A 24,436-nucleotide genomic window follows, 5' to 3' on the forward strand; every position below is an offset into this window, starting at 1 on the left:
TACTGAAAATACCGGGACATGCTTCCGGTTTTTTTATTTTCGTTGACTTCAGTCACGTAAAGCGCAGCCGATACAGGAGAGATGGGCTGCATGTGAAAATTGGTGAGTATTGCCGTATGGAAAAAGTGGCAAAATGGGGGACTGTAACCATGTTTCGCTCGCGCTTGCCCAGGGGGGTGTGATTTTTCCCTGAACGTTGCCAGTGTCCGGTCAAGTTCGGCTGTACTGAGAAAGCTTTGCAACAATGAAAAAATTTACCGCCCTGCATATTTCCGATGTCCGCTTGCGCCGGGCCGATGAGCAAGAGCAAGCCGTGATGCTGCACGCCTTGTACCAGGACGTGGCCGCCATTCTGGCGGCGGGCAAGCAGATCGACGCCATTTTCTTCACGGGCCAGCTGGTGGCGCCTGACGCCTGTGCCGGCACGACGCCCGTGTATGTCTACGAATATTTCCTGCGCCCCCTGCTGCAGGCGGCCAGCCAGCCAGGCGCGCGCTTTTACCTGGTGCCGGGCAGCCGCGTGCAGGGCGTCGCCGCGACCACGCTGGGCAACGCGGGCTTCAGCTTTTTTTCCGCCGACGAGCATGCCAGCGCGGAACAGCGCGCGCGCTACAAGAACATCCACGCCGTGTTCCACGGCCACCAGCATACGGGCGACGCCAGTTCGTTGATGCGCTCGCTTGGGATCTTGTTCAAGAGTAATCCTGGCAGTCTCTACGGTTCGCATGGCCAGATGGCGGCTTTTGCCGTGTTGGAATTCGGCAGCGATGCGGCCGATGGCGACGCGCCAGGCACGCAGTGGACGGTGGCCCTGCGCGAGTTCGATGAAGTGAGCAAGAACTTCGCCCTGTCGGTGCTGTACACGCCGAATGGCCACGAAACGGGGCAGATGGATGCCGAGTATGTGTTTGCCACGCTGCTGCCGCAACTGGCCGGCGAGCGCCTCTATCTCGACGGCTTGCTGGGCAAGGCGGGCCTGCCGCACCAGGGGCCGTCGGACGACGCGGTGGCCGCGCGCGAATTCCTGATCGAGCTGGCGTTCGTGATGTTCGAAGCCAAGACCCTGTTCCTGGGGCAGGCCGAACTGGAACGCTTCGCCAGCGATTACTGTGGCGTGAAGGGCTGGAGCATGGCGACCGGGGAGTGGCTGGCGCCCCTGTATGCGCACGGCTTGCTATTGCGCGCCGATGGCCAGGTGGCGTTCGCCTTCGATTATTTCCGCACCTATTTCCTGGCGCAGCGCTTTGAAACCTCGTTCGACCTGATGCGCTACGGCCCAGATCGCTATGATGGCAGTGAGCCCTCACTCAGCTTTGATGGCACGTCGGCAGCCCAGCCATTCCTGCGCGCGCTGGGCCTGAGCGGCGAACGCATCGAGGCTGGCCCGGTGCAGGCGAGCATGCAGGAAGACTGCAGCCGCCCTGGCTGACGCCGCCTCTGGCTGTCAGCTTCAGGCCGCCGGCTGCTTGCGCAAGGTGCCGTGCAGGAACAGGTCGAGACTGACGGCCACCTTGCTGCGCAATTGCGCCACATCCGGTTGCGCCTGCGGTGGAAACAGCAGGCGCGACATCTGGTCGCCGAGCAGGCAATTGAGCAGGTGCAAGGCCAGCATGGGGGCCGTCAATTCCTCGCGAAACAGCGGCGCAATATCGGGACGGCTGAAAAACTTGGTCAGCATCTCGCGCGTCTGTCCCGGTCCCACCTTGTAAAACGTTTCCGCCAGTTCCGGGTGCGTGGCCGCCTCGGCCACCACCATGCGATTCAGGCGGATGGCTGCCGGCATGGTGACCAGTTGCACGAACAGCAGGCCGAACTCGCCGAGGATGGTGGGCAGGGGCCGCATATCCGTTTCCAGTGCTGGCATGGTGGAGAAATAGGCGGCGCGGCGTTGTTCCACCACGGCATTGAACAATCCCGACTTGCCGCCGAACTTCACATAAATCGTGCGCACGGCCACATGGGCTTCGCGCGCGATCATTTCCAGGCTCACTTTCCCATACCCTTTTTCCAGGAACAGGCAACCGGCCGCATGCAGCAGGTTTTCCATGCGCGCCTCCATGTCGGCCGCGCGCGGGCGTCCGGCCGGCTTGCCGCAGCAGCTGAGCTCCTGGGCATTGTCGGTATTGTTGTCGGTAGGCAAGGTATCGCTGAGGCCGGGATCTGGCATGCTCGGGGTCTCTTTTATAAGGTTGGAAGGTGAGTGATGGCTCACACTGTAGTGCAAATTAAAATGAAATGCAATCGTTTCATTTCTTGACTTTGGCTTTTCTTTGTCCAATAATGAACAGATATCATTTCATTTCCGGAGCGCAGTATGTCGAATCAGCCTGGCCAAGCAGAACAAAAAGTGCTTAGCGCCGTCCCACTCGCGGCCCCGGCCGCACCGTCCGCGCCCGCCGCATCTGCCAGCTCCACCCCGCCCAACCATCGCGTGAAGATCATCGCCGGCCTGATCGTCCTGGTCGCCCTGGGCGCCGGCGCGCGCATGTGGTACCGCAGCCATTATTTCGTCGAAACGGAAAACGCCTACGTTTCCGGCCACGTGCATCCCGTCTCGGCGCGCATTTCCGGCGTCGTCAGCAAGGTCTTCATCGATGACAACCAATTGGTGAAAGAGGGCGACGTGATCGCCGAACTCGACCCGTTCGACCAGCGCGTGAAGACCGAACAGATCGCCGCGCAAATCGCCAGCGCCGAGCAGCAGGTGCTGCAAGCCGATGCGCAGATCGCGCAAGTGCAGGCGCAGGCCAGCGCCGCCCAGGCGCAGGTGGCGCAAGCCGACGCCCAGCTGCTGCGCGCCAAACAGGACGCCGAACGCTTTGGCCAGTTGTACACGAGCCAGATGAAAGCCGTCTCGAAGGCGGAACTCGACGCGGCCAACGCTGCCCGCTCGGGCGCCGTGGCCGACCTGGCCGCCCGCCGCGACAGCGCCGTGGCCGCCAAGGCGCAGATCGGCGCCGCCCAGGCCGCGCGCGACGTGGCCAAGGCCCAGGTGGCCGTGCTGCGCGTGCAGTTGAAGGATGCCGAGCAGCAGCTGCAATACAACCGCATCCTGGCGCCCGTCGCCGGCCGCATCGGCAAGCGCAATGTGGAAACGGGCATGCGCGTGCAGCCCGGCCAGCAATTGACGGCCATCGTGCAGGACAACGTCTGGGTCACGGCCAACTTCAAGGAAACGCAACTGGCCGACCTGCACCGCGGCCAGAGCGTGCACGTGACCATCGACGCCATGCCAGGCAAGAAACTGGTGGGTACGGTCGACAGCTTCGCCCCCGCGTCGGGCGCGCAATTCGCGCTGCTGCCAGCCGATAACGCGACCGGCAACTTCACCAAGATCGTCCAGCGCGTGCCGGTGAAGATCGTCTTCCAGCCGGCCGACATCAAGGCCATGAACGGCCGCCTGGTGCCGGGCATGTCGGTGATCGCCGAAGTGGAAGTGAACCAGCCCGAGTCGCCTCAAGCTCAGGACGCGGCCGCGCGCCACGCCGCCGCGCCAGCCGCCCAGACCACCGCCCGCTAAGTTGTCATGAGCAGCCCCTCCACCACGCTGGCGAAGCCGCCGGCGTTTCCCGTGATCGACGAAAAAGTCTCCGGACGCACCTGGCTGGCGGTCGCCGCCGGCATGCTGGGCGCCTTCATGGCGGTGCTCGACATCCAGATCACCAACTCCTCGCTCAAGGATATCCTTGGCTCGCTGTCGGCCACCCAGGAAGAGGGTTCGTGGATTTCCACGGCCTACCTGGTGGCGGAAATCATCGTCATTCCCCTCACCGCGCTGCTGGCGCGTGTGTTCGGCCTGCGTACCTACATGATCGGCACCACCGCTTTCTTCCTGCTGTTCTCGACCCTGTGCGGGGCGGCGTGGAATCTGGAAAGCATGATCGTCTTCCGCATGCTGCAAGGGTTTACGGGCGGCGCGCTGATTCCGATGGCGTTCACGCTGGTGATGCTCAAGCTGCCCGCCTCGAAGCGCGCCGTCGGCATGGCCATCTTCGGCCTGACGGCCACCCTGGCGCCGGCCATGGGCCCGACCCTGGGCGGCTATCTGAGCGAGCTGTATGGCTGGCCCTCGATCTTCTACATCAACTGGGTGCCGGGCGTGCTGCTGATCGTCGGCATGATCTATGGCCTGGACCGCGAGCCGACGAACCTGAAGCTGTTCTGGAAGGCCGACTGGCTCGGCATCTTCTTCATGGCCCTGGGCCTGGGCTGCCTGACGATTTTCCTCGAAGAGGGCAATTCGAAGGACTGGTTCGACTCGGGCTTCATCATCGCCTTCGCCGCGCTGGCCCTGACGGGCATCCTCGGCTGGGTCGTCACCAGCGCCACGCGCGCCGAGCCGTTCGTCAACCTGGCCCTGTACGGCCAGCGCAACTTCCTCGTCGCCACCGTGCTGTCGGCCGTGACGGGCATGGGCCTGTACGGCTCGGCCTTCCTGCTGCCGCTGTTCCTCGGCCAGATCGCCGGCTACTCGCCGATGCAGATCGGTGAAGTCATCATGTGGGTGGGCTTGCCGCAGCTGTTCATCATGCCGTTTGTCGCCAAGCTGTCGTCGAAGGTGGACAACCGCATCCTGTGCTCGTTCGGCCTGCTGCTGTTCGGCGGCTCGTGCATGATGAATGCCTACATGGACGCTTCCACCGGCTACGACCAGCTGCTGTGGTCGCAGGTGGTGCGCGCGCTGGGCCAGCCCTTCGTCATGCTGACCCTGTCGAACTTCGCCATGAAGGGCATCGCGCCGAAGGACATGGCATCCGCTTCCAGCCTGTTCAACATGACGCGCAACCTGGGCGGCTCGATCGGCATCGCCCTGCTGGCGACGGCCCTGAGCACGCGCGAACATTTCCACTCGCAGCGCCTGGGCGAAGCGATCAACGTGTTTTCCAGCGCCACGCAGCTGCGCATCGACCAGCTGACGTCGTCGTTCATGGCCAAGGGCTATGACGCCGTCACGGCCGGCAACCAGGCCTTGCAGGCGATCGACGGCATCGTGCGCCGCGAAGCGTATGTGATGGCCTACAACGATGGCTTCTTCCTCATCGGCGCCATTCTGCTGGCCTGCATCGTGCCCCTGTGGCTGGCCGACAAACTCAAAGCCCCCGGTGGCGGTGGCGGCGGTCATTGACCGCCCACTCAAGAACAAGAAGGTAATCACCATGCAAACCGCATCTATGAACATCACGAAAATCGCGCTGGCCGTCTCGCTGGCCGTGGCGCTGTCCGCCTGCGGCACCGTGGGCCAGGATTTCAAGGCCCCGGTGAATGTCGCCGGCATCGACAACGGCACCTTCCGCCATGGCGCCAGCGCGGCCGACGCCGCGCAGTTGCCCAAGGAATGGTGGAGCATCTACGGCGATGCGACCCTGAACCGTCTCGAGCAAAGCGCGCTGCAGGACAATCCCAGCGTCAAGGCGGCCGGCGAGCGCCTGCTGCAGGCACTGGCGCAAAGCGGCACGGCACGCGCCAACCAGGGCCCGAGCGTCAACCTCAGCACGGGTGTGTCGAACTCGCGCACCTCGGCCAATACCTCGCAGGGCCTGGCCCTGGGCAACCGCTCGATCAGCGGCAACAATTTTTCCGTGGGCGCTTCGCTGTCGTATGAAGTCGACCTGCTGGGCCGCGTAAAACGCATGGTCGAAGCGGCCGATTCGCAGGCGCTGGCGGCGCAGGCCGACCGCGATGGCGTGCTGCTGATGCTGTCGGCGCAAGTGGCCAGCAATTACTGGCAGCTGCGCGGGCTGGACGCGGAAATGGCGATCCTGAATGGCGCGCTCGACACGCGCCGCGAGTCGGCGCAACTGGTCGAGGCGCGCTTCAACGCGGGCTTGACGAATGAGCTGGACCTGGCGCGCGCAAAAGTCGAACTGTCGAACGCGCAGGCCGACCTGCATGAAGTCAAGCGTCAGCGCAACCAGCTGGAAAACAGCCTGGCCACGCTGACGGGCAAGCCGCCGTCGGCGCTGCAATTGCCGGTGGCCGCCGAGCCATCGGCCTTGCCGCTGCCGCCCGCCATTCCCGTCGGCCTGCCGGCCAGCCTGGTGGCGCACCGCCCGGACCTCGTTTCCAGCGTGGCGGGCTTGCGCGCGGCGAACGCGCAAGTGGGCGTGGCCGAAGGCGCGTTTTATCCGTCGCTGCAATTGACGGGCAATTTCGGCTACGCATCGGAAAAGCTGCGCGACCTGGCGCAGGGCGGTTCGCGCCAGTTCAGCTTTGGCCCGCTGGCCCTGTCCCTGCCCATCTTCGACGGCGGCCGCAACCAGGCCAACCTGGACCTGTCCAAGGCGCGCTACGCCGAGGCTGTCGCCAACCATGAAACCAAGCTGCTGACGGCCTTGCGCGAAGTGGAAGATGCGCTGTCCGACGTCGAGCAGCGCCAGTTGCAGGGCGACGCCCAGGCCCTGTCGCAGGCAGCGGCGGCGCGCGCCTACCTGGTGGCGCGCACGCGCTACGAGCGCGGCATCTCGACCTACCTCGACGTCACGGATGCCCAGCGCAGTTCGCTGGCGGCCGACCGCGCCGCCGCGCAGATCAAGACCCAGCGCCTGCTGGCGACGGTGGCCGTGGCCCGTTCCTTGGGTGCCGGCTGGCAGCATTGAAGGACACCAGAGAAAACCTGCCGCGCGTCGCGCCTGGCGGCCGGCGAGCCTCGCTGCAGCTCGCTACGGTTTTCTCCGGTGTCGCAAGCTCAACCATGAGCAACACATGGCAAGTCCATCCAACCAGTTACGTGAGCGTGGCCGGTGGCGGTGTCGCCGCCGGCCCGTAGCGTTCCAGCAGAAAATCGATGAAGGTCGTCAGCTTCGGCGTCGGCTGGCGGTCGCGCGAGTACACGAGGTGCATGGGCCGCGGCGTCGGCACGTACTCGGGCAGCAGCGGCACCAGCGTGCCGGCGGCGATATCGGCGGCCATCAGGATTTCCGCCTGCATGACGATGCCGAAGCCGTGCAGCGCCGCCACGCGCAGCGCCTGGCCATTGTTCGAGCGAAAGCGGCTGGCGCGCACGGGGCTGCCGTCGTCGTCGCCGCTCCTGGCCAGGCGCCAGCGCACATGGCGCGTCCACTGCATGAAGTCCAGGCATTCGTGCCGCGCCAGGTCCGCCGGCGTGCGCGGCGTGCCGTGTTTCGCCAGGTAGGCGGGGGCGGCGCAGATCACCATCGCATACGGCCGCAGCGCGCGCGCCACCATGCCCGAATCCTCGAGCTTGCCGATGCGGATGGCCGCATCGAATCCTTCCTCCACCAGGTCCACGGTCCTGTCGTTCAAGTTCAGTTCCAGGCTCACTTCCGGATATGCATCGAGGTAGTCGGCCATCAGCGGCGCGATGCATTCGCTGCCGAACGACACGGGTGCCGTGATCTTCAGCTTGCCGCGCGGCGCCGTGCGCATGGCTTCGGCCCCCCGTTCGGCGGCGCTGATGCTGGCCAGGATGTGCCGGCACTGTTCGCAGTACTGGGCGCCGATTTCCGTCAGCGCCTGGCGCCGCGTGGTGCGCGCCAGCAGCCGCGCGCCGAGTCGCTCTTCCAGATAGGCGATGTGCTTGCCCACCATCACTGGCGAGATCTGGAAGGCCTCGGCGGCGGACGTGAAACTGCCCGCGTCGACGACGGCGACAAAGATTTCCATGCTGCGCAATTTATCCATGGCCGCTCGATTCCAAACTATGGGTTAGTAATCTTGTAAATTCTAGCGTATTTATTGCTTTCCTGAAGCGGCGCATACTGGCTCCATCGTTCAACAGCAGACAAGGACAGCATCATGAAAATCGTCATCATCGGCGCCAGCGGCACCATCGGCAAGGCCGTCTCGGCACAACTGGCACAGCGCCATGAAATCATCGAAGTGGGCAGCCGCTCGGGCACGCACCAGGCCGACATGGGCGATATCGCGCAAGTGCGCGCCCTGTTCAAGCGCATCGGCAAGGTCGACGCCGTCGTCGTCACGGCCGGCAAGCTGCATTTCGGCCCGCTGGCCGATTTCACGCCCGAGCAATTCCAGCTGGGCCTGGAAAGCAAATTGATGGGACAAGTCAACGTGGCGCTGGTGGCGCAGGAATACCTGAACGATGGCGGTTCCATCACCTTGACCAGTGGCATCGTGGCCGACCAGCCCATCCGTTTCGGCACGGCCGCCACGATGACGAATGCGGCCGTGGAAGGCTTCGCGCGCGGCGCCGCCATCGAATTGCAGCGTGGCGTGCGCATCAACGTGGTCAGCCCGACGGTGCTGGAAGAGTCGCTGGAAGCATATGGCCCGTTCTTTTACGGTTTCGAGCCGGCCGCGGCCAGCCGCGTGGCGCTTGCCTACAGCCGCAGCGTGGAAGGCGCGCAGACGGGGCAGGTATACAAGGTCTGGTAACCCAGGTTGGCCAACCGTGCCCGGCAGGTGATGGGGCAGATCAGGGGGCAGGTGGATTACAATCGCAGGCTGAGCAAGAAAGCGGTCGCGCGCCATCCGCGCCAGCCGCTTTTTTTCCTGAGAATAATCTAACCGAGACCCCCATGAAAAATATCCTGATTCCCTTGCTGATGGCCGCCGCCGTCGGCAGCGCCTGCGCCGCGCCGCAAGCGGCCACGCCAGCAACACCGGCCACCGCCGCGCAACTGACGGCCATGAGCGCCCGCTACGCTCCCGTCGAGCTGACTGCCGATACGGCGCACCTGTCCGCCGGCGACCGCCAGGCCATCGCCAAGCTGGTCGAGGCGGCCAAGCTGGTCGACGTGCTGCAATTGCGCCAGCGCTGGTCCGGCAACGAAGCCCTGTGGGCAGCCCTGAAGAAAGACAAGTCGGCCCTGGGCCAGGCCCGTCTGAATTATTTCTGGATCAACAAGGGGCCATGGTCGGTGCTCGACGCCCACGCCTCGTTCATGCCGGCCAGCTATGCCGGCATGGCCATTCCCGCGCACAAGCCGGAAGCGGGCAATTTCTATCCGCAGGGCGCCACCAAGGCCAGCCTGGAGACGTGGATGAATGGCTTGCCGGCAGAGGACAAGCAGCAGGCGCAATGGTTCTTCACCACCATCCGCGCCGGCAAGGATGGCAAATATCAGACCGTCAAGTATTCGGACGAGTACAAGGTGGAACTCAAGCAACTGGCCAGGCTGCTCGACGAGGCGGCGGCCGCCACGGACAATGCGTCGCTGAAAAAGTTCCTCACCCTGCGCGCCAAGGCTTTCCTCGACAACGACTACCTGCCGTCCGATTTCGCCTGGATGGATCTCGATGCGCCCGTCGACATCACGATCGGCCCTTACGAGACGTATAACGACGAGCTGTTCGGCTACAAGGCCGCATTCGAGGCTTACGTGAATATCCGCGACCAGGCCGAGACGCAAAAGCTGAACTTCTTCGCCAAGCACATGCAGGAGCTGGAAGACAATCTGCCGCTCGACGCCCGGTACCGCAACCCGAAAGTGGGCGCGCTGGCGCCGATGGTGGTGGTCAACCAGGTGTATGGCGCCGGCGACGGCAACATGGCCGTGCAGACGGCCGCCTACAACCTGCCCAATGACGAGCGCATCATCAGCGCGCGCGGCTCGAAGCGCGTGATGCTGAAAAACGTGCAGGAAGCCAAGTTCAAGGCCACCCTGACACCGATCTCGAAACTGGTGCTGACGCCCGAGGCGCAGCAGGACGTGGATTTCAATTCCTTCTTCACGCACATCCTCGCGCATGAAATCATGCATGGCCTGGGCCCGCATGCGACCGTCGTCGACGGCAAGGCATCGACGCCGCGCCAGGATTTGAAGGAAGCATACTCGACCATCGAGGAAGCCAAGGCCGATATCACGGGCCTGTTCGCGCTGCGCTACATGATGGACAAGGGGCAACTCAACGATACCCTGGGCCAGGGCGAGGCGGCTGAGCGCAAGCTGTACAACACTTTCCTTGCCTCCGGTTTCCGCACCCTGCATTTCGGCCTGACGGATTCGCATGCGCGCGGCATGGCCATCCAGATGAATTACATCCTCGACAAGGGCGGCTTTGTTGCGCTGGGCGATGGCAAGTTCGGCGTCAACTTCAGCAAGATCAAGCAGGCCGTGATCGACCTGGACCGCGAATTCCTGACCATCGAGGCGACGGGCGACTATGCGCGCGCGAAAGACCTGATGAGCAAATATGTGGTGATTCGTCCTGAGGTACAGGTGGCGCTCGACAAGATGAAGGCCGTGCCCAACGATATCCGCCCGGAATTCGTCACGGCGCGCGCGCTGGACAAGGCGATGACGGCAAAGAAATAAAGCTGGCGTAGACGGCATATTGTCAGTGTGAAAACCGGTGCTCCCGCACCGGTTTTTTTTCGTCTTTTTTGTGAAAAGTTGCCAGTTTTTCCTTGTGGAAATTTTTCTGGCGCTTACTCTACAGCGGTAACTCGCCACCATGCATCGCACTCCTTCCATTGCGCGCCCATCCTGCCTGTTGACCCATGTTGAAACTGCTCTCACTAATGAGTTTGCTCATCGTTGTGCGGCCCGCCGTGGCCACCGCCAATCTCACCGCACTGGAAACGCGCTGGCTGCAGGCGGGCCAGCCCGTCATCGCGTTTGCGCGTGCACAAGGTTTGCCGCTCGATATCATCGTGCAGCCACAGGATGCGCCCGGCGCCGTGCCGCTGGCGCTGGGCTTCGAAGCAGGGCGCTGCAAGCTGGTGCTGTCGCTGCGCGGCAATGCGCAAGCCGAAGCCGTATTGCGCGGCGTGCCGCCCGCGCGCCAGGGTGCGATGGTGGAAGCGATGACGGCGCACGAGATCGGCCATTGCCGGCGCTATGCGCAGGGCGACTGGCATGCCTTGCCGCGCGGCTTTGTCGAGCCGCCCAGCATGCAGCGGGGCAAGTTGAAACGGCTGGCGCAGGAATTGCGCGACACGCGCCGCGAGGAGGGCTATGCGGACCTGGTGGCGCTGGCGTGGATGCATGGGCGCCACCCTGAGCACTACCAGGAGGTGCTGGCATGGATGCGCGGCGTGCGTGCCAGCGGCGGAGGCGTGGGCGGTTCGCACGCCACGCAGGCATGGCTGGCGCTGGCGGAAAACGGCGCTGAATTTGATGGGGCTGCTTCACCATTTGAACAGGCGCAAGTTTTGTGGCAGATGGGTTTGAGCGGCGACAAAGGACCGTGAGTTTTTCGCGTGAATGGCTTGCCAGCGTGTGCTGTCGCACGGAGCTTTGCGCACGGCAGCGGTCTAATCTGGGCATCAATTAACCCAGAGAGGAACCATCATGAACAAAATGATCGCACTCGTACTGGCCGCCAGCGCCAGCGCCCTGCTTGCCGCGGCACCCGCTTATGCGCAAGATACCTCATACAAGAGCCTGACCGACAAGGCCACAAACGACTACAAGCAAGCCAAGGTCGCCTGCGATGCGCACAGCGGCAACGCGAAAAAAGTCTGCGTGGAAGAAGCCAAGGTGGCGCGCGCCAAGGCCGATTCGGATGCCGTAGCGCAATATCGCAATACGCCGCGCGAGCTGAGCAAGGCTCGCAAGGACGTGGCCAATGCCGAGTATGACCTGGCCCGCGCCAAGTGCGGCGACCGCACGGGCGCCGATAAAACCACGTGCATGAACGATGCCAAGGCGGCGAAAACGGCGGCCCTGGCCGACGCGAACACGGGCGCCAAGGCAGGCACCAACGTGGCGCAGAATCCGCCCGCCGTGGCGAAGGAAAACTGCGACGCCATGGATGCGACAGCCAAGGCCGCCTGCATGACGCGCAATGCGGCTGGCAGTACCAAGACGGCCATGTCCGACTCCGTCATCACCACCAAGATCAAGGCGGACCTGGTCAAGGACTCCACCTTGAAAGCGCTGGATGTGCATGTGGAAACGGTCAACGGCGTCGTCATGCTCAGCGGCTTCGTGCCGTCGAAAACTGAAGTGAAGAAAGCGGGCGACCTGGCCCGCGGCGTGGAAGGCGTGACGGACGTGAAGAATGGCTTGAAGGTGAAATAAGGCAGGGCAATGTCTGTCCGGCAAGCGCCGGGCAGGCCGTAGCGCCAGCCCGGGTTGGCAGGGATGTGCCGCAATCGGGCGCTTCCTTGCCCCTGCGCGGGCCGACGTGTCGCACTGCCTAGCTGTTGCGGCTTGTTGCGCGCAGGCGACTGCTTTGAGGTCTGTCTTTAACAACAGCAGAGTTGAACTCGCTTGTATAAATTACGATCATAATATAACATGAGGAAAATCCCGCCGGGAGGTGGGTGATATCCATTCTTTTCTCATGAGGACAGCATGCTTTCCTATCCTGTTTCGCAATGGCTGGCGCGGCGCGGCATCCACTTCGCCTGGGTCATCGTCGCCATTACTTTCCTCACGGCTTTGACCTCGTCGGCCGCGCTGGGCTTGCCGGGCGCGCTGATGCAGCCGCTGAGCCGCGAATTTGGTTGGGATGCCGAGCAGATTTCCTCGGCCTTGGCCGTGCGTTTCGTGCTGTTTGGCTTGATGGGGCCGTTTGCCGCCATCCTGATGGAACGCTTCGGCTTGCGCAACGTCATCTGCGTCGCGCTGGGCCTGATCGCGGCCGGCATGCTGCTGGCCACGCGCATGACGCAGTTCTGGCACCTCGTCGCCCTGTGGGGCATCCTGCTGGGGTTGGGCTCGGGCATGACGGCGCTGGTCTTGAGCGCCGTCGTGGCGAACCGCTGGTTCGACACGCACCGGGGCCTGGTGGTGGGCGTGCTGACGGCCAGTTCGGCCACGGGCCAGCTGCTGTTCCTGCCCGTGGGCGCCTGGCTGATCGAACACTTCGGCTGGCGCACGGCCGTCATGCCCGTCTTTGCCAGCTGCGCCATCGTCGCCGTACTGGCTTTTTTCTGCATGCGCAACCGCCCGCAGGATGTGGCCTTGCGGCCTTACGGCGCCGATCCGGCCACGCCCCTGGCGCCGGTGCCGGCGGCGAAAATGACGTTTGCCACGCCGTTTGTGATCTTGCGCAGCGTGGCAGCGCACCGCACCTTCTGGATACTCTTTGGCACGTTTTTCATCTGCGGCCTCAGCACCAATGGCTTGATACAGACGCACTTCATTTCCCTGTGCGGCGATTCCGGCCTGTCGGCCGTGCCGGCTGCCTCCGTGCTGGCCATGATGGGCGCCTTCGACCTGTTCGGCACGATCCTGTCGGGCTGGCTGTCGGACCGCTATGACAATCGCAAATTGCTGTTCTGGTACTACGGCTTGCGGGGGCTGTCCCTGTTCTGGCTGCCGTATTCGGAATTCACCTTGTACGGCCTGTCCCTGTTCGCCATGTTCTACGGCCTGGACTGGATAGCCACCGTGCCGCCGACGGTAAAACTGGTGGGCGCCACGTTCGGCAAGGAGCGGGCAGGCATGGTGTTTGGCTGGATCTTCGCCGGCCACCAGCTGGGCGCCGCCGTGGCCGCATATGGCGCGGGCCGCATCCGCACTTTGATGCTGACCTACAATCCGGCCCTGTTCGCGGCCGGCGCCGCCTGCCTCGTGGCCGCGCTGCTGGTGCTGGCGATCCAGCGCCAGAAGGCTGCCGTGGCCGTAGCCCAGGCGGCATGAAAAAAGCCAGGCCCGCGTGAGCGGAGCCTGGCTTTTCAAGAAGTACGCGGCAGGATTATTTCAGGTATTTCGCCAGCCAGCCCTCGACTTCGCTGTAGAAGAAGCGGCTGTTCTCGCCCTTCAGTATCCAGTGGTTTTCGTCCGGGAAGACGAGCAACTTGGCCGGCACGTTCAGGCGTTGTTGAACGGCAAAGTTCATCAAGGCATTGTTAGCGGGCACGCGGTAGTCGAGTTCGCCCACGGTGATCAGGATAGGCGTCGTGAAACCCGTGCCTTTTTCGTGATTGCCCGCTTGCATGACCGGGCTTTGATCGCGCCACACGGGCAGGTTCGACCAGACGGGGCCGCCCGCATTCGTTTCACGGCCGAAACCGCCATCGCTGGTGCCCCATTGCATGATGAGATCCATTTCGCCCGCGTGCGAGACGATGGCCTTGTAGCGCGTGGTGGTCGCCTGCAGCCAGTTGGCCAGGTGGCCGCCATAGCTGGCGCCGCCAGCGGCCAGTTTCGTGCCGTCGATGAAGGGGTATTTCTTGATGGCTTCATCGACGCCCTGGTTGACTTCGTCGCCCGGGCCCTTCAATGGGTCGAACTGGATCGAGCGCGAGAATTCCTCGCCGTAGCCGGTGGAGCCCTTGTAGTCGGTCAGCAGCACGACATAACCGGGCTTGGCCAGCAAGTGGTAGTTCCAGCGCAGCACGAACTGGTCGCGCCACATGCTGGCCGCGCCGCCGTGGATGACGGTAAACAGCGGGTATTTCTTGTTCGGGTCGAAATTGGCCGGCTTGACGAGCATGTTGTGGATCTGGCGGCCGTCGGCCGTCGTGAACCAGAAATGCTCGGGCGCCCGCCAGTCGATCTTGTCCGCCTTGTCCGTGTTGAAGGCCGTCAGGCGCTTCGGCTGCCGGCCGTTGAACGCATAGATTTCCGGCGGGTTGATGGCCGATTCCCACACGCCGACCAAAGCCTTGCCGCCGCTGCTCAGCGAGTTGATGGTACCCGTTGGCAGGGAAGCCTCGTCGCGCACGTCGCCGCCCCTGGCGTCGATCGAGTACAGCTTTTCCAGGCCCGCATGTTCATAGCTGAAGATGATCCGCTTGCCGCCTTCCGGCAGCACGTAGCGGGAAATCGAACGGTCCAGCTTGGCCGTCAGTATCGTCGGCGCCGGGCTGCTCATGGGCCAGGCGAAGCTGGCCAGGCGTTTCACGTCATACACCTTGCCCGGCGTTTGCGCATCGCTCAAGGCAAACAGGGTCTTGCCGTCGGCCGCGAACTTCAGGGAACCGTAGCTATGCTTGTCCTGCGTCAAACGCTGCGCCTCGCCGCCCGCCACGGGCAGCAAATACAATTGCGAATACACGGCTTCGCGCTGGGCCGCATCGCGGTTGGTGGCCGCGTTGAAGACGACAGCCTTGCCGTCCGGTGTCCAGACGGCGTCCAGCGATTGTCCTTCATCGCCCTGGCCGCCGCCAAAGCCCGGCAGGGTGACCAGTTGCGTGCCCGACAGGATGTCGCGCGGCGCGGCCTCAGGCTGCGCGTCGACGATGAACAGGCGCACCTGCTTGTCGGTCAGCCATTTGTCGAAATAGCGTGGCGCCGTCGTTTCATACGAGCGGGCACTGTATTTGCGGTCCTTGCGCTCTTTCGCGCTTTGCTTGACGTCGCTTTCCGTCTTGTTGCCAGGGTAGATATCGCTGATGAACAGCAATTGCTTGCCATCGGGGCTCCATTTCGGCATGCGGGCGCCCAGGGTCAGCGAGGTCAGGCGTTGCGCTTCGCCGCCGTTGGCCACGTCGAGGCGGTAGATCTGGCCCGCTTCATCGCCGTCGCGCTTGGCGACAAACACCAGCTGGCGGCTGTCCGGCGACCAGGCGACGGCGCCTTCGCCGCCCTTGGAGTAGGTCAGGCGGCGCGCCGGGCTGTCGTCAAGCAGCGACTTGATCCACAGGTCCGACCATTGATCCTTGCTGTCGTAGGCGCTGTCGACGACGGAAAACACGGCCCAGCGTCCGTCCGGGCTGGCGACGGGTGCGCCGACCCGTTTCATCAGCCATACGTCTTCATGCGTGATGGCGTGTTTGGCATTCGTTTGCGTGGCGGCAACTGGCGACGCAGGCGTGGTATCGGCGGCGTGGGCGAGCGAGGCGCAGGCCGCTGCGATCAGCAGGGAGCCGATGGAACGGCGAAGACGGGGTAAGGTCATGGGCGTGGTCCGGGAAGTGAAAAAAGTACAGCGGGCAACATTATTGCCCATCGTTTCCTGCACTGCCAAGGCCATGAACCGTTACTTACCAGGCTGCCGCGCGCGTGGCGGACGGGCCACGCGTATCCGATCAGTTAAACTTGCCGCTTTACTCACGCTGGCGCTGCCTGAACATGAAAATTTGTCTACCTTTATTGAAAACGGTATTGCTGGGTGCGGGCGCGCTGCTGGCAACCCAGGCGCTTGCCGCCGCTGCCGCGCCATACCCGAATACCAGCGCCATGGGCGTGGGCCACGCGGAAAGCACGGCCTGGTATGCCGCTTGCCTGAAGGTCAAGGATAGTGCGCCGCCGCCGGCCGACTTGCCGGCGCCGTCCGCCGTGACCGCCTTGCAGCAGTGCCAGGCGACGGACCTGTATTACGATACCAAGAGTATGTCCTCGCCCAAGCCCGCCGACTGGCGTCCCGTGCGCCATTGCGCCCTGGCCACACAGAACAGCGCCGTGCTGATGATGCTGTACCAGAACGGCCAGGGCGTGCAGAAGGATACGCTGCTGTCGCTCAAGTATGCGTGCAGCATCGATTCGGCGCCGGCCGAGATGCAGGGCCGCATCGAACACTTGCAACAGATTAACGCCAGCGGGCGCGGCATGATCGACCTGTGCGACGACATCACCAGCGGCTACATGATGGGCGTGTGCAGCGCCATCGATGCGCGCCAGAAGCAGCGCGTGCGCGCGCAGGCAACGGGCAAGGCGAGCGAAGCGATGCCTGCCGTGGCGCAGGCGTCGCTGCAAAAACTGCAGGCGGCGGCGGGCAAGTTTGCCGACGCGCGCGCGGCCCATGAAACGGACTTGAGCGGCACGGCGCGCGCCGCCCTGAGCATCGCAGCCCGCACGGCCGAGCTCGATTTGCTGGCACACGATCTGCGCGACTACGAGGCGGGCAAGCTGCCGGCAAGCATGTCCAAGGAGCAGGCGGCCGCGCTCGACAAGGAGCTCAACGCCATCTACGGCAAGCTGATGAAAAAGCCGGCGGCGACCTATGCGGGCGCTGTCGGCAAGGATGGCATCCGCGCCACGCAACGCCTGTGGCTGGCGTATCGCGATGCCTGGATGAATTTCGGCGCCGTGCGCTATCCGTCCGTCACCAGCGAGACGTGGGCTGGCCGCCTGATGTCGCGGCGTAATGTGCAACTGCAAGACTTGCTGGAGAATTAAAAAATGCGGGAAGCGTATTACCACGAAGATGATTTTTGCATGATCGAACTGCTGCCGCTGGATAACCTGCAGCACTGTTTGACGCAGATGGGCGAGCAGCAGGCGTTTGCCGATGCGCACCGCAGCGGCGCCGGCTGGACGGAGATGTATGTGCCCGAGGCGCCGCCGTCGCCGCTGTCCGCGCTGGGCCTCACGGCCGATCAGCTGCGGCTGGCGCTGGCCGATGCCTTGCCACCCTACGACGCCGTCTACACGGGCTACAGCAGTTACCGCGTGGAATGCAAGAATGTGCTGGCCTTTGGCGGCGAGCAGACGGAAACCCTGTTTGCCGGCCTGGACGACAAGGGCATCGTGTGCGACCTGTGGTGCAGCGATGGCATGCCGCAACTGTTGCTGCTGCCCTTGAAGGAGCGCTTGCTGCTGGCCGACTGGGGCGCGGGGTTTGCGTGTCCGCTGGCCGATGGCGACCTGTTCGCCCGCTATCTGCAGGAATACGAACTGGGCTGATTACTCGCAGGCGATGGCGTTCGGCTGGGCCACCTTGACCACCGATGCCAGATGCGCCATGTCGTTGCCGTCGCCCTGTTCCACATAGGGCTGATAGGTGTCGATGACGATGCGGGCGCGCGCTTGCCAGCCGCAATTGTCGGCCTGGCGCGCGGGCACGCGCAGCAGGCGGCGCGCCTCGGCGTCGTTACTGAAACAGAACCACGCATCGTGCGCGGCCGCGGGGCGGGGCAGGCGTCCCCACTGCGCCTTGTCGGGCGCGAAGCAGACGCGTTTGCCGATGATCTCCAGGCTCATTTCATCCGTGCGCGCGCTGTACTGGCCATCGAGCACGATCGGCGTTTGCGCTTGCGCGGACAGGCACGCGGTGGCCAGGAGGAGGAAGGCGGCAGGTTTCATGCGTTTCTTTCGGACTGGCGGGACGAGACGCCAGTATAACCCTGGGGCTGGAAATGCAAAAAGCCCATCCGTGAGGATGGGCTTTTTGGTACTGCGCATTCGTGGTAGGCCGTGCGGGATTCGAACCTGCGACCAACGGATTAAAAGTCCGCTGCTCTACCAGCTGAGCTAACGACCCGAAAGAGGCCGCATTATATATCAGTTGAAAAAGAATGCAAAGCATTCCTGCACGAAAATGTAGATGGCTCAATGCAGGGCCGCCGTGAGCTTCAGCACTTCCTCGATGCTGGTGCTGCCGTCGCGTATCCTGTGCGCGCCGGCGATGCGCAGTGGCGTCATGCCGTCGAGGATGCTCTGGCGGCGCAGCGCGTGCAGGTCGGCGCCGGACTTGATCAGCTGGCCGAACGCTTCCGTCACGCCGAGCAGCTCGTAGATGCCGGCGCGGCCACGGTAGCCGCTGTGCCGGCACGCGGCGCAGCCGATGGGACGATATACGCTTGCCGGGAGCGCCAGCTGGCCATTGGCCAGGCTGTGCCATTGCGCCGCGCCCGGCGCCGCATCCGGTTGCTTGCAGTCGGCGCACAGGCAGCGCAGCAGGCGCTGCGCCAGCACGCCGATCAGGCTGGCTTCCAGCAAGTAGGCGGGCAAGCCCAGCTCCAGCAGGCGCATGACGGCCGAGGGCGCATCGTTGGTGTGCAGGGTCGACAGCACCAAATGGCCCGTCAAGGCCGCCTGGATGGCCATCTCGGCCGTGGCCAGGTCGCGGATTTCGCCCACCATGATGATGTCGGGGTCTTGCCGCATCAGCGCCCGCACGCCATCGGCAAACGACAGCTCGGCCTGCACCTGCATCTGGTTGAAGGCCGGCTCGACCATTTCGATGGGGTCTTCCACCGTGCACACATTGACGGCGCTGCTGGCCAGCGCCTTCAGCGTACTGTACAGGGTAGTGGTCTTGCCCGAGCCCGTGGGCCCCGTCACCAGCACGATGCCATGCGTGCGCGCCGTCAACTGTTGCCAGCGTTGCGCATCGGCAGGCGGGAAGCCCAGGTCGGCCAGGCTCTTGATGGCGATCTCGGGATCGAAGATGCGCATGACGAGCTTTTCACCGAAGGCCGTGGGCAGGGTCGACAGGCGCAGCTCGATTTCCTGTCCCTGCGCATTGCGCGTCTTGATGCGGCCATCCTGCGGGCGGCGCTTTTCCACCACGTCCATGCGTCCGAGCAGCTTGATGCGCGCCGTCATGGCCAGCAGCACCACGGGCGGCACCTGGTAAGCCTGGTGCAGCATGCCGTCGATGCGCAGGCGCACGAGGCCCGCGTCGCGCTTCGGCTCCAGGTGGATGTCGGAGGCGCGCTGCTCAAACGCGTATTGCCACAGCCAGTCGACGATGCGCACCACGTGCTGGTCGTTGGCGTCGAGGCTGGCCTTGTTGCGCCCCAGCTCCACCAGCTGTTCCATATTGTGGCGCAGCGCCAGGTCTTGCGTGGACGCTTGCCGCGCCACCTTGACTGCGCTGGCCAGGCTGAAAAATTGCGCGATGGCATCGGCGATGTGCAGCGGGTTGGCGATGACGAGGCTCAGCTTGCGTGGCGCCACAGTCCCCAGTTCCGCCTGCCAGGCAAGCGCATACGGCTGGGCGGTGGCGATGACGATGCGTTCCGGCGTGCTGTCCACGGGCAGGATGTTGAAGCGGGCCGCATAGCCGGCCGTCATGACGTCGGCCACCTGGCTGAAATCGATGTGCAGGGGATCGATGCGCAGATAGGGCAGGGCCACGCGCTGCGCCAGCCAGGCACACAGGGCATCGAGCGTGAGCAGGGCATGCGGCGCCAGGGCCGAGCACAGCCGGCAATCGGCCACATGGCACAGTGGATGGATGGGGGGCGCGGAGAGCAAGCCGGCGTGGGTGCGGATGGTGGCCGCCTGCGCCGCATCGAGCACGCCATCGTCCTGCAGCCAGCGCAGCAGGTGCGGCAAGTCCAGCGTGGCGCTCGCGGTGGCTGTGGCAGGGAGGGAGGAGGGCATGGCCGGCGCCTTTCAAGGCTGCCGGCCTCGCGTGGACATGCCGGCGCTTACAGCGTGCTGACAATGCCCTTGACCCAGCTCTTGGCGGGCAGCTTGGTGTCGGCGACGATCTGCTTGGCGCGCTCGAGCAAGGCGGCTTGCGCCTCGGCATCGAGTGCCACTTTCGTCTTGAACGCGATCGCCACCACGTTCCCATCATGGACTTCCGGCAGGCAGACCACCTGTGCAAACGCAAACTTCATCGCCTTGATGTTCTTGGCGTAGCTGGGGTGGTCGCCAAACAGGTTCACCGTCATGATGCCGTGCGGCGCCAGGCAGGCGCAGCAGGCGGCATAGAAATCGGCGCTGTCGAGCACGGGGCCGCGCGCCGTGGCGTCATACAGGTCCACCTGCAGGGCGTCCAGCGTGCCATGGTTGGCTGCATCGTTGACATAGTTGAGCGCATCCATTTCGCGCACGTGCAGGCGCTCGTCGTTGGGCGGCAGCTTGAACATCGAGGCGCAGATCGTGATGACGGACGGGTTCAGCTCGATGGCCTCGACTTGCGCCTGCGGGAACTGGCGGTAGCAGAATTTGGTCAGCGCGGCCGTGCCCAGGCCCAGCTGGGCGAGGCGCTGCGGTTCCTTGATCCACAGCATCCAGGCCATCATCTGCTGCGCATATTCGAGTTCCGGCCAGTCCGGCTTGCGGATGCGCATGGCGCCCTGCACCCATTCCGTGCCGAAATGCAGATAGCGCACGCCATCCATTTCCGACAGGGTGACAGGGGCGTAGCGGGGCTTGCGCGCAGGGCGCGAGGATTCGACTTGTTCGATGGATTTTCGTTTGATAAGCATAAGGCGGCCTGAAAGTGTGCCGCATTATAGCCCGTGCCGGGGCGGCATAAAAAATGCCGGACCCATGAGAAGCACATGGGGCCGGCATTTTTAAACTGCTGAGTAACGACGCCAGGCAGAAGCGGAGCGAGCGGATGGCGGAGGTGGCCGAGAAGCGCCCCCGTACTCAGTACGGGGGCGCCAAGCCGGTGAGCATCACAGGCCGCCTATGCCGACGCGCAGCAGCTTGGGTCAGGCGTTACTGCTGAGCGGGTTCGATGGAGACACGCAGACGGATGCGCTCGCCCGGATCGTAGGACATGATGCTCGTGTAGTTGCGGCCGCGATAGTCGTACGTGACCTGGTAGCCATTGTTGCGGCTTTCCCAGTGGTCGACCTGACGGCATTGCTTGACGGCTTGTTCCTGCACGCCGCCCTGGTAGTTGTTCTGGTTGTCGACGCGGTCGCCGACGACGGCACCGGCAATCGCGCCCGCTGCCGCGGCGGCCGTGCGGCCATTGCCGCCGCCGACCTGGCTGCCGAGCAGGGCGCCGGCGATACCGCCGACGATGGAGCCGCCAGCGCTGCGCTGTTGCGGCGGCGCCTGTACCTGCACGTATTCCGTACGGCATTCCTGGCGTGGACGATTGATCTGTTCGACTTGCGGCACGACGCGCACGACCTTGCCGAAATCTTCAAAGTCGGCGGCCTGGGCGAGTGGCAATGCACCGATACAAAGGGCTGACATCATCAATTTGGCTTGCAAGTTCATTTGTAACCTCGTTATGTAGAGAATCTTTCAGGGTATTTTTTACAACTTGGGACTATAGTAATCCCGCCGGACCGATACTTGTGTTTCGCCTGGCAACAAAATGTAACAGCCCAAGCCCCTCGCCCCACAGTCTGTAACATGCACTTTCAATCGATACAAGATGTTGAAATGACTTGAAACCGGCGGTTTGTAACAAATCTTGCGTTTGACATCATATTCGGGTTGATTCATGCAGGACAACACGTTACCCTAATACGCGTATGGCTTATATAAAATCGCACTGAATCGCATAAAAGTTGATACAGATCGAATCACCGCGTGCGCATTGACCCGCGTGCGGGGATGCAATAAGACGAGCAACTAGAAGAGATCCATACATAACAGGTCGATTTGAGGGAAAAATGAGTTTGTTACTAACCGTGCCGCCCAACCTTGTCCAGTCCATCCGTGCCTTTCGCGTGACCGAATTACAAGACGAGGCGATTCGTCTCGGGCAGCACTTTTTATATGCGCATTGCCACGCTGGGCAGACCAAACAACAAGTCATCGGCATTATTGCAGAAGCATTCCTGTTTCCGAAAAATCTGGCGAAGAATTTCGACGCGCTGCGTCTGTGTCTGACGGACACCATGTACAAGGCCGGTCCGCAGACGGGTTTCCTGGTGGTGCTCGAGCAATTGCCAAATACGCAAAAATTCGACAAGGAAGCGCGCGAGATCCTGCTCGACGTGTTCCGCGACGCGGCCGACTACTGGGCCGAAAAGAAAGTCCCGTTCCGCGTCTTCTATTCGTTTGAGTAAAGACTTACTCGCGCTGTAGTGCAGAAAAATCGGCCTGGCGCGAGCGCGGCAGGCACGCCGTGCGGGCAATGGCAGCGCTCCTGCGCTTATGTTGCGCCGCAACAATAATGCCGGCCTTTCTAGATTCGCATCGCCATAGCGGGTACAATGCGCGCTATGAAAAATATCGTTATCCTCATTTCCGGACGCGGCAGCAACATGGAAGCGGTCGTGCGCGCGGCGCAAGCCGAGCAATGGCCAGCCCGTATTGCCGCCGTCATCAGTAACCGGGCCGATGCCCAGGGACTGGTTTTTGCCGCGGAACATGGGATAGCGACCGCTGTCGTTGCCAACAAGGATTATGCCAGCCGCGAGCAGTTCGATGCGGCGCTGCAAGCCGCTGTCGACGGCTTTGCCCCCGACCTGGTCGTGCTGGCCGGTTTCATGCGCATCCTGACTGCGCCATTCGTCGAGCATTATGCGGGGCGCATGCTGAATATCCACCCGTCGCTGCTGCCGCTGTTCCCGGGCATGGCGACGCATCGCCAGGCGCTCGAGGCGGGCGTGACGGAACACGGCGCGACCGTGCATTTCGTAACTGCCGAGCTCGACCATGGCCCTGCCGTGGCGAGCGCGGTGGTGCCCGTCTTGCCAGGCGACACAGAAGAAAGCTTATCGGCGCGCGTGCTGGTACAGGAACATCTGCTTTACCCGCGCGCCATCCGCCTGTTCATTGACGATAAACTGTCAGTCGAGCATGGCCAGGTCCGCGTGGACCCTCAATAAAATATTACAGGAAAAATAACAATGAGATTGCCACCAGCGATACTTGCCAATGCTGAAGAAGTATTGCGCGAAATTTTACGTTTCACGGCCCCGGCCGACACCACCCTGTCGCGCTATTTCCGCGACCATCCGCGCCTCGGTTCGCGCGAGCGGGGCGCCATCGCCGAAGGCATTTATGCCGTGCTGCGCAACAAATCGTTCTTCACCGACTTCGCCGAAGCGGGCAACGGCCCCACCATGCGCCGCCTGACCATCCTCGGCCTGGCCGAAGCCGTCGGCGCCGATTCGCTGGGCGGCCTGACGGAAGAGGAAGTGGAATGGCTGGAACGCATCACGCAGATCGACCGCAACCTGATGCCGCCGAACATGCGCGCCAACATGCCGACCTGGCTGTTCGACAAGCTGATCGCCCAGTTCGGCGAAGCTGAAACCATGCTGCTGGCCGATGCGCTGAACGCGCCGGCGCCGCTGGACCTGCGCGTCAACTCGCTCAAGGCCACGCGTGAAGACGTGATGCTGGCCCTGGCCGAAGCGCCGATCCTCAGCACGCCGACGCCGTTTGCCCCGCTGGGCTTGCGCGTGATCAAGAAGCCATCGCTGCAAAACCTGCCCCTGTTCCAGAGCGGCGCCATCGAAGTGCAAGATGAAGGCAGCCAGATCCTGTCGCAGATCGTCGGCGCCAAGCGCGGCGAGATGGTGGTCGACTTCTGCGCCGGCGCGGGCGGCAAGACCCTGGCGCTGGGCGCGCTGATGCGCAACACGGGCCGTCTGTACGCATTCGACGTATCCGAAAAACGCCTGGCCAAGCTGAAGCCGCGCATGGCCCGCAGCGGCCTGTCGAACGTGCATCCGGTGCAGATCGCGCATGAGCGCGATGCCAAGATCAAGCGCCTGGCCGGCAAGATCGACCGCGTGCTGGTCGACGCGCCATGCAGCGGCCTGGGCACCCTGCGCCGCAATCCGGACGTGAAATGGCGCCAGCAGCCGAATTCCATCGTTGAACTGCAAGCCAAGCAGGCGGCGATCCTGGCCGGCGCGGCGCGCCTGGTCAAGGGCGGCGGCCGCCTGGTGTACGCCACCTGCAGCTTCCTCAACGAAGAAAACGATTTTATCGCCGAGCAATTCCTGGCCGCCCATCCCGACTTCACCCTGGTGCCGATGAGCAAGGTGCTGGCGGAACAGAAGATCGAGCTGGAAATGGGCGATTACCTGAAATTGCTGCCGCACCTGCACCAGACCGACGGCTTCTTTGCCGCTGTGTTCGAACGCAAGGTCATGCCGAAAAAAGTCTACGCCGATGAAAAACCGGCCGACGACGTTGACGCTGAACCTGCCGAGTAAGCCTGTCACGGGCCGCCGCCGCTCCCGCAGCGGCGGCCACGCAATGCCGCCAGCCGGCCTGGCGGCATG

The 24,436-nt window shown here is 63.5% G+C and carries 21 protein-coding genes and 1 tRNA gene; 14 read left to right on the forward strand and 8 right to left on the reverse strand.

Going from position 1 to position 24,436, the window contains the following annotated elements; genetic code table 11:
- The first annotated feature begins 244 nt into the window (after nucleotides 1-244).
- Nucleotides 245-1,429 (forward strand): hypothetical protein, encoded by a 1,185-nt coding sequence (locus AC1RDJ_RS03795; RefSeq protein WP_493026527.1) that lies wholly within the window; start codon nucleotides 245-247, stop codon nucleotides 1,427-1,429.
- A gap of 21 nt (nucleotides 1,430-1,450) precedes the next feature.
- On the opposite strand, the gene AC1RDJ_RS03800 is transcribed toward AC1RDJ_RS03795, so the two are convergent.
- Nucleotides 1,451-2,167, reverse strand: a complete 717-nt coding sequence (locus AC1RDJ_RS03800) for a TetR/AcrR family transcriptional regulator (RefSeq protein WP_493026528.1) — start codon at nucleotides 2,165-2,167, stop codon at nucleotides 1,451-1,453.
- Between the two features lie 147 nt (nucleotides 2,168-2,314).
- Between AC1RDJ_RS03800 and AC1RDJ_RS03805 the strand changes: the two genes are divergently transcribed.
- From AC1RDJ_RS03805 to AC1RDJ_RS03815, 3 genes are read left to right on the forward strand one after another with little or no spacing between them, the layout of a single operon-like run.
- On the forward strand, nucleotides 2,315-3,520 hold the full coding sequence (locus AC1RDJ_RS03805) for an HlyD family secretion protein (protein WP_071322278.1): 1,206 nt from the start codon (nucleotides 2,315-2,317) through the stop codon (nucleotides 3,518-3,520).
- A 6-nt stretch (nucleotides 3,521-3,526) separates the two neighbouring features.
- Nucleotides 3,527-5,125 (forward strand): DHA2 family efflux MFS transporter permease subunit, encoded by a 1,599-nt coding sequence (locus tag AC1RDJ_RS03810; protein WP_071322279.1) that lies wholly within the window; start codon nucleotides 3,527-3,529, stop codon nucleotides 5,123-5,125.
- A 31-nt stretch (nucleotides 5,126-5,156) separates the two neighbouring features.
- Nucleotides 5,157-6,596, forward strand: a complete 1,440-nt coding sequence (locus AC1RDJ_RS03815) for an efflux transporter outer membrane subunit (RefSeq protein ID WP_493026529.1) — start codon at nucleotides 5,157-5,159, stop codon at nucleotides 6,594-6,596.
- A 127-nt stretch (nucleotides 6,597-6,723) separates the two neighbouring features.
- Here AC1RDJ_RS03815 and AC1RDJ_RS03820 read toward each other — a convergent pair whose 3' ends face one another.
- A complete protein-coding gene (locus tag AC1RDJ_RS03820; protein ID WP_493026530.1) occupies nucleotides 6,724-7,641 on the reverse strand; it encodes a LysR family transcriptional regulator in 918 nt (305 codons plus the stop codon).
- A gap of 114 nt (nucleotides 7,642-7,755) precedes the next feature.
- On the opposite strand from AC1RDJ_RS03820, the gene AC1RDJ_RS03825 reads away from it, so the two are divergent.
- The 5 genes from AC1RDJ_RS03825 to AC1RDJ_RS03845 all read left to right on the forward strand — a co-directional run bounded on the left by AC1RDJ_RS03825 (nucleotide 7,756) and on the right by AC1RDJ_RS03845 (nucleotide 13,517).
- Nucleotides 7,756-8,355 carry a short chain dehydrogenase gene (locus tag AC1RDJ_RS03825; protein ID WP_071322281.1) on the forward strand — a complete coding sequence of 200 codons (600 nt, stop codon included), beginning with the start codon at nucleotides 7,756-7,758 and terminating at the stop codon, nucleotides 8,353-8,355.
- 143 nt (nucleotides 8,356-8,498) lie between these two features.
- Complete coding sequence (locus tag AC1RDJ_RS03830) at nucleotides 8,499-10,238, forward strand: dipeptidyl-peptidase 3 family protein (protein ID WP_493026531.1); 1,740 nt, start codon at nucleotides 8,499-8,501, stop codon at nucleotides 10,236-10,238.
- 206 nt (nucleotides 10,239-10,444) lie between these two features.
- The gene (locus tag AC1RDJ_RS03835) at nucleotides 10,445-11,116 is read left to right on the forward strand and encodes a hypothetical protein (protein WP_493026532.1); all 672 of its coding nucleotides are present in this window, start codon (nucleotides 10,445-10,447) and stop codon (nucleotides 11,114-11,116) included.
- Nucleotides 11,117-11,216: 100 nt separating this feature from the next.
- Complete coding sequence (locus AC1RDJ_RS03840; protein ID WP_493026533.1) at nucleotides 11,217-11,948, forward strand: BON domain-containing protein; 732 nt, start codon at nucleotides 11,217-11,219, stop codon at nucleotides 11,946-11,948.
- Between the two features lie 276 nt (nucleotides 11,949-12,224).
- Nucleotides 12,225-13,517 carry an MFS transporter gene (locus AC1RDJ_RS03845; protein ID WP_493026534.1) on the forward strand — a complete coding sequence of 431 codons (1,293 nt, stop codon included), beginning with the start codon at nucleotides 12,225-12,227 and terminating at the stop codon, nucleotides 13,515-13,517.
- Nucleotides 13,518-13,572: 55 nt separating this feature from the next.
- On the opposite strand, the gene AC1RDJ_RS03850 is transcribed toward AC1RDJ_RS03845, so the two are convergent.
- Complete coding sequence (locus AC1RDJ_RS03850) at nucleotides 13,573-15,720, reverse strand: prolyl oligopeptidase family serine peptidase (protein WP_493026535.1); 2,148 nt, start codon at nucleotides 15,718-15,720, stop codon at nucleotides 13,573-13,575.
- A 173-nt stretch (nucleotides 15,721-15,893) separates the two neighbouring features.
- Here AC1RDJ_RS03850 and AC1RDJ_RS03855 point away from each other — a divergent pair, with 173 nt between their 5' ends.
- On the forward strand, nucleotides 15,894-16,940 hold the full coding sequence (locus AC1RDJ_RS03855) for a lysozyme inhibitor LprI family protein (protein ID WP_493026536.1): 1,047 nt from the start codon (nucleotides 15,894-15,896) through the stop codon (nucleotides 16,938-16,940).
- Nucleotides 16,941-16,979: 39 nt separating this feature from the next.
- On the forward strand, nucleotides 16,980-17,447 hold the full coding sequence (locus AC1RDJ_RS03860; RefSeq protein ID WP_493026537.1) for a hypothetical protein: 468 nt from the start codon (nucleotides 16,980-16,982) through the stop codon (nucleotides 17,445-17,447).
- Here AC1RDJ_RS03860 and AC1RDJ_RS03865 read toward each other — a convergent pair whose 3' ends face one another.
- The 5 genes from AC1RDJ_RS03865 to AC1RDJ_RS03885 all read right to left on the reverse strand — a co-directional run bounded on the left by AC1RDJ_RS03865 (nucleotide 17,448) and on the right by AC1RDJ_RS03885 (nucleotide 21,461).
- The gene (locus tag AC1RDJ_RS03865; protein WP_493026538.1) at nucleotides 17,448-17,846 is read right to left on the reverse strand and encodes a hypothetical protein; all 399 of its coding nucleotides are present in this window, start codon (nucleotides 17,844-17,846) and stop codon (nucleotides 17,448-17,450) included.
- A 102-nt stretch (nucleotides 17,847-17,948) separates the two neighbouring features.
- Nucleotides 17,949-18,024 (reverse strand) — tRNA-Lys (locus AC1RDJ_RS03870).
- Between the two features lie 68 nt (nucleotides 18,025-18,092).
- Complete coding sequence (locus AC1RDJ_RS03875; protein WP_493026539.1) at nucleotides 18,093-19,874, reverse strand: GspE/PulE family protein; 1,782 nt, start codon at nucleotides 19,872-19,874, stop codon at nucleotides 18,093-18,095.
- 47 nt (nucleotides 19,875-19,921) lie between these two features.
- Complete coding sequence (locus AC1RDJ_RS03880; protein ID WP_071322291.1) at nucleotides 19,922-20,710, reverse strand: spermine/spermidine synthase domain-containing protein; 789 nt, start codon at nucleotides 20,708-20,710, stop codon at nucleotides 19,922-19,924.
- Between the two features lie 238 nt (nucleotides 20,711-20,948).
- Entirely contained in the window at nucleotides 20,949-21,461 is a 513-nt protein-coding gene (locus AC1RDJ_RS03885) for a glycine zipper 2TM domain-containing protein (RefSeq protein WP_034747447.1), read from the reverse strand.
- Between the two features lie 401 nt (nucleotides 21,462-21,862).
- Here AC1RDJ_RS03885 and AC1RDJ_RS03890 point away from each other — a divergent pair, with 401 nt between their 5' ends.
- From AC1RDJ_RS03890 to AC1RDJ_RS03900, 3 genes are all read left to right on the forward strand, one after another.
- A complete protein-coding gene (locus AC1RDJ_RS03890; RefSeq protein WP_289885196.1) occupies nucleotides 21,863-22,261 on the forward strand; it encodes a barstar family protein in 399 nt (132 codons plus the stop codon).
- A gap of 156 nt (nucleotides 22,262-22,417) precedes the next feature.
- Nucleotides 22,418-23,026 (forward strand): phosphoribosylglycinamide formyltransferase, encoded by a 609-nt coding sequence (gene purN / locus AC1RDJ_RS03895; protein ID WP_071322293.1) that lies wholly within the window; start codon nucleotides 22,418-22,420, stop codon nucleotides 23,024-23,026.
- A gap of 21 nt (nucleotides 23,027-23,047) precedes the next feature.
- Nucleotides 23,048-24,367 (forward strand): RsmB/NOP family class I SAM-dependent RNA methyltransferase, encoded by a 1,320-nt coding sequence (locus AC1RDJ_RS03900; protein WP_493026540.1) that lies wholly within the window; start codon nucleotides 23,048-23,050, stop codon nucleotides 24,365-24,367.
- The last annotated feature ends 69 nt before the right edge of the window (nucleotides 24,368-24,436 follow it).

The organism is Janthinobacterium sp. GW822-FHT07H10, from assembly GCF_058798675.1.

Coding starts and splice junctions, on each gene's coding strand:
- AC1RDJ_RS03845 (WP_493026534.1), top strand. CDS start 12,225: ATGCTTTCCTATCCTGTTTCGCAATGGCTGGCGCGGCGCGGCATCCAC.
- AC1RDJ_RS03815 (WP_493026529.1), top strand. CDS start 5,157: ATGCAAACCGCATCTATGAACATCACGAAAATCGCGCTGGCCGTCTCG.
- AC1RDJ_RS03865 (WP_493026538.1), bottom strand. CDS start 17,846: ATGAAACCTGCCGCCTTCCTCCTCCTGGCCACCGCGTGCCTGTCCGCG.
- AC1RDJ_RS03890 (WP_289885196.1), top strand. CDS start 21,863: ATGAGTTTGTTACTAACCGTGCCGCCCAACCTTGTCCAGTCCATCCGT.
- AC1RDJ_RS03880 (WP_071322291.1), bottom strand. CDS start 20,710: ATGCTTATCAAACGAAAATCCATCGAACAAGTCGAATCCTCGCGCCCT.
- AC1RDJ_RS03805 (WP_071322278.1), top strand. CDS start 2,315: ATGTCGAATCAGCCTGGCCAAGCAGAACAAAAAGTGCTTAGCGCCGTC.
- AC1RDJ_RS03825 (WP_071322281.1), top strand. CDS start 7,756: ATGAAAATCGTCATCATCGGCGCCAGCGGCACCATCGGCAAGGCCGTC.
- AC1RDJ_RS03820 (WP_493026530.1), bottom strand. CDS start 7,641: ATGGATAAATTGCGCAGCATGGAAATCTTTGTCGCCGTCGTCGACGCG.
- AC1RDJ_RS03810 (WP_071322279.1), top strand. CDS start 3,527: ATGAGCAGCCCCTCCACCACGCTGGCGAAGCCGCCGGCGTTTCCCGTG.
- AC1RDJ_RS03795 (WP_493026527.1), top strand. CDS start 245: ATGAAAAAATTTACCGCCCTGCATATTTCCGATGTCCGCTTGCGCCGG.
- AC1RDJ_RS03830 (WP_493026531.1), top strand. CDS start 8,499: ATGAAAAATATCCTGATTCCCTTGCTGATGGCCGCCGCCGTCGGCAGC.
- AC1RDJ_RS03885 (WP_034747447.1), bottom strand. CDS start 21,461: ATGAACTTGCAAGCCAAATTGATGATGTCAGCCCTTTGTATCGGTGCA.
- purN (WP_071322293.1), top strand. CDS start 22,418: ATGAAAAATATCGTTATCCTCATTTCCGGACGCGGCAGCAACATGGAA.
- AC1RDJ_RS03800 (WP_493026528.1), bottom strand. CDS start 2,167: ATGCCAGATCCCGGCCTCAGCGATACCTTGCCTACCGACAACAATACC.
- AC1RDJ_RS03835 (WP_493026532.1), top strand. CDS start 10,445: ATGAGTTTGCTCATCGTTGTGCGGCCCGCCGTGGCCACCGCCAATCTC.
- AC1RDJ_RS03900 (WP_493026540.1), top strand. CDS start 23,048: ATGAGATTGCCACCAGCGATACTTGCCAATGCTGAAGAAGTATTGCGC.
- AC1RDJ_RS03875 (WP_493026539.1), bottom strand. CDS start 19,874: ATGCCCTCCTCCCTCCCTGCCACAGCCACCGCGAGCGCCACGCTGGAC.
- AC1RDJ_RS03860 (WP_493026537.1), top strand. CDS start 16,980: ATGATCGAACTGCTGCCGCTGGATAACCTGCAGCACTGTTTGACGCAG.
- AC1RDJ_RS03850 (WP_493026535.1), bottom strand. CDS start 15,720: ATGACCTTACCCCGTCTTCGCCGTTCCATCGGCTCCCTGCTGATCGCA.
- AC1RDJ_RS03840 (WP_493026533.1), top strand. CDS start 11,217: ATGAACAAAATGATCGCACTCGTACTGGCCGCCAGCGCCAGCGCCCTG.
- AC1RDJ_RS03855 (WP_493026536.1), top strand. CDS start 15,894: ATGAAAATTTGTCTACCTTTATTGAAAACGGTATTGCTGGGTGCGGGC.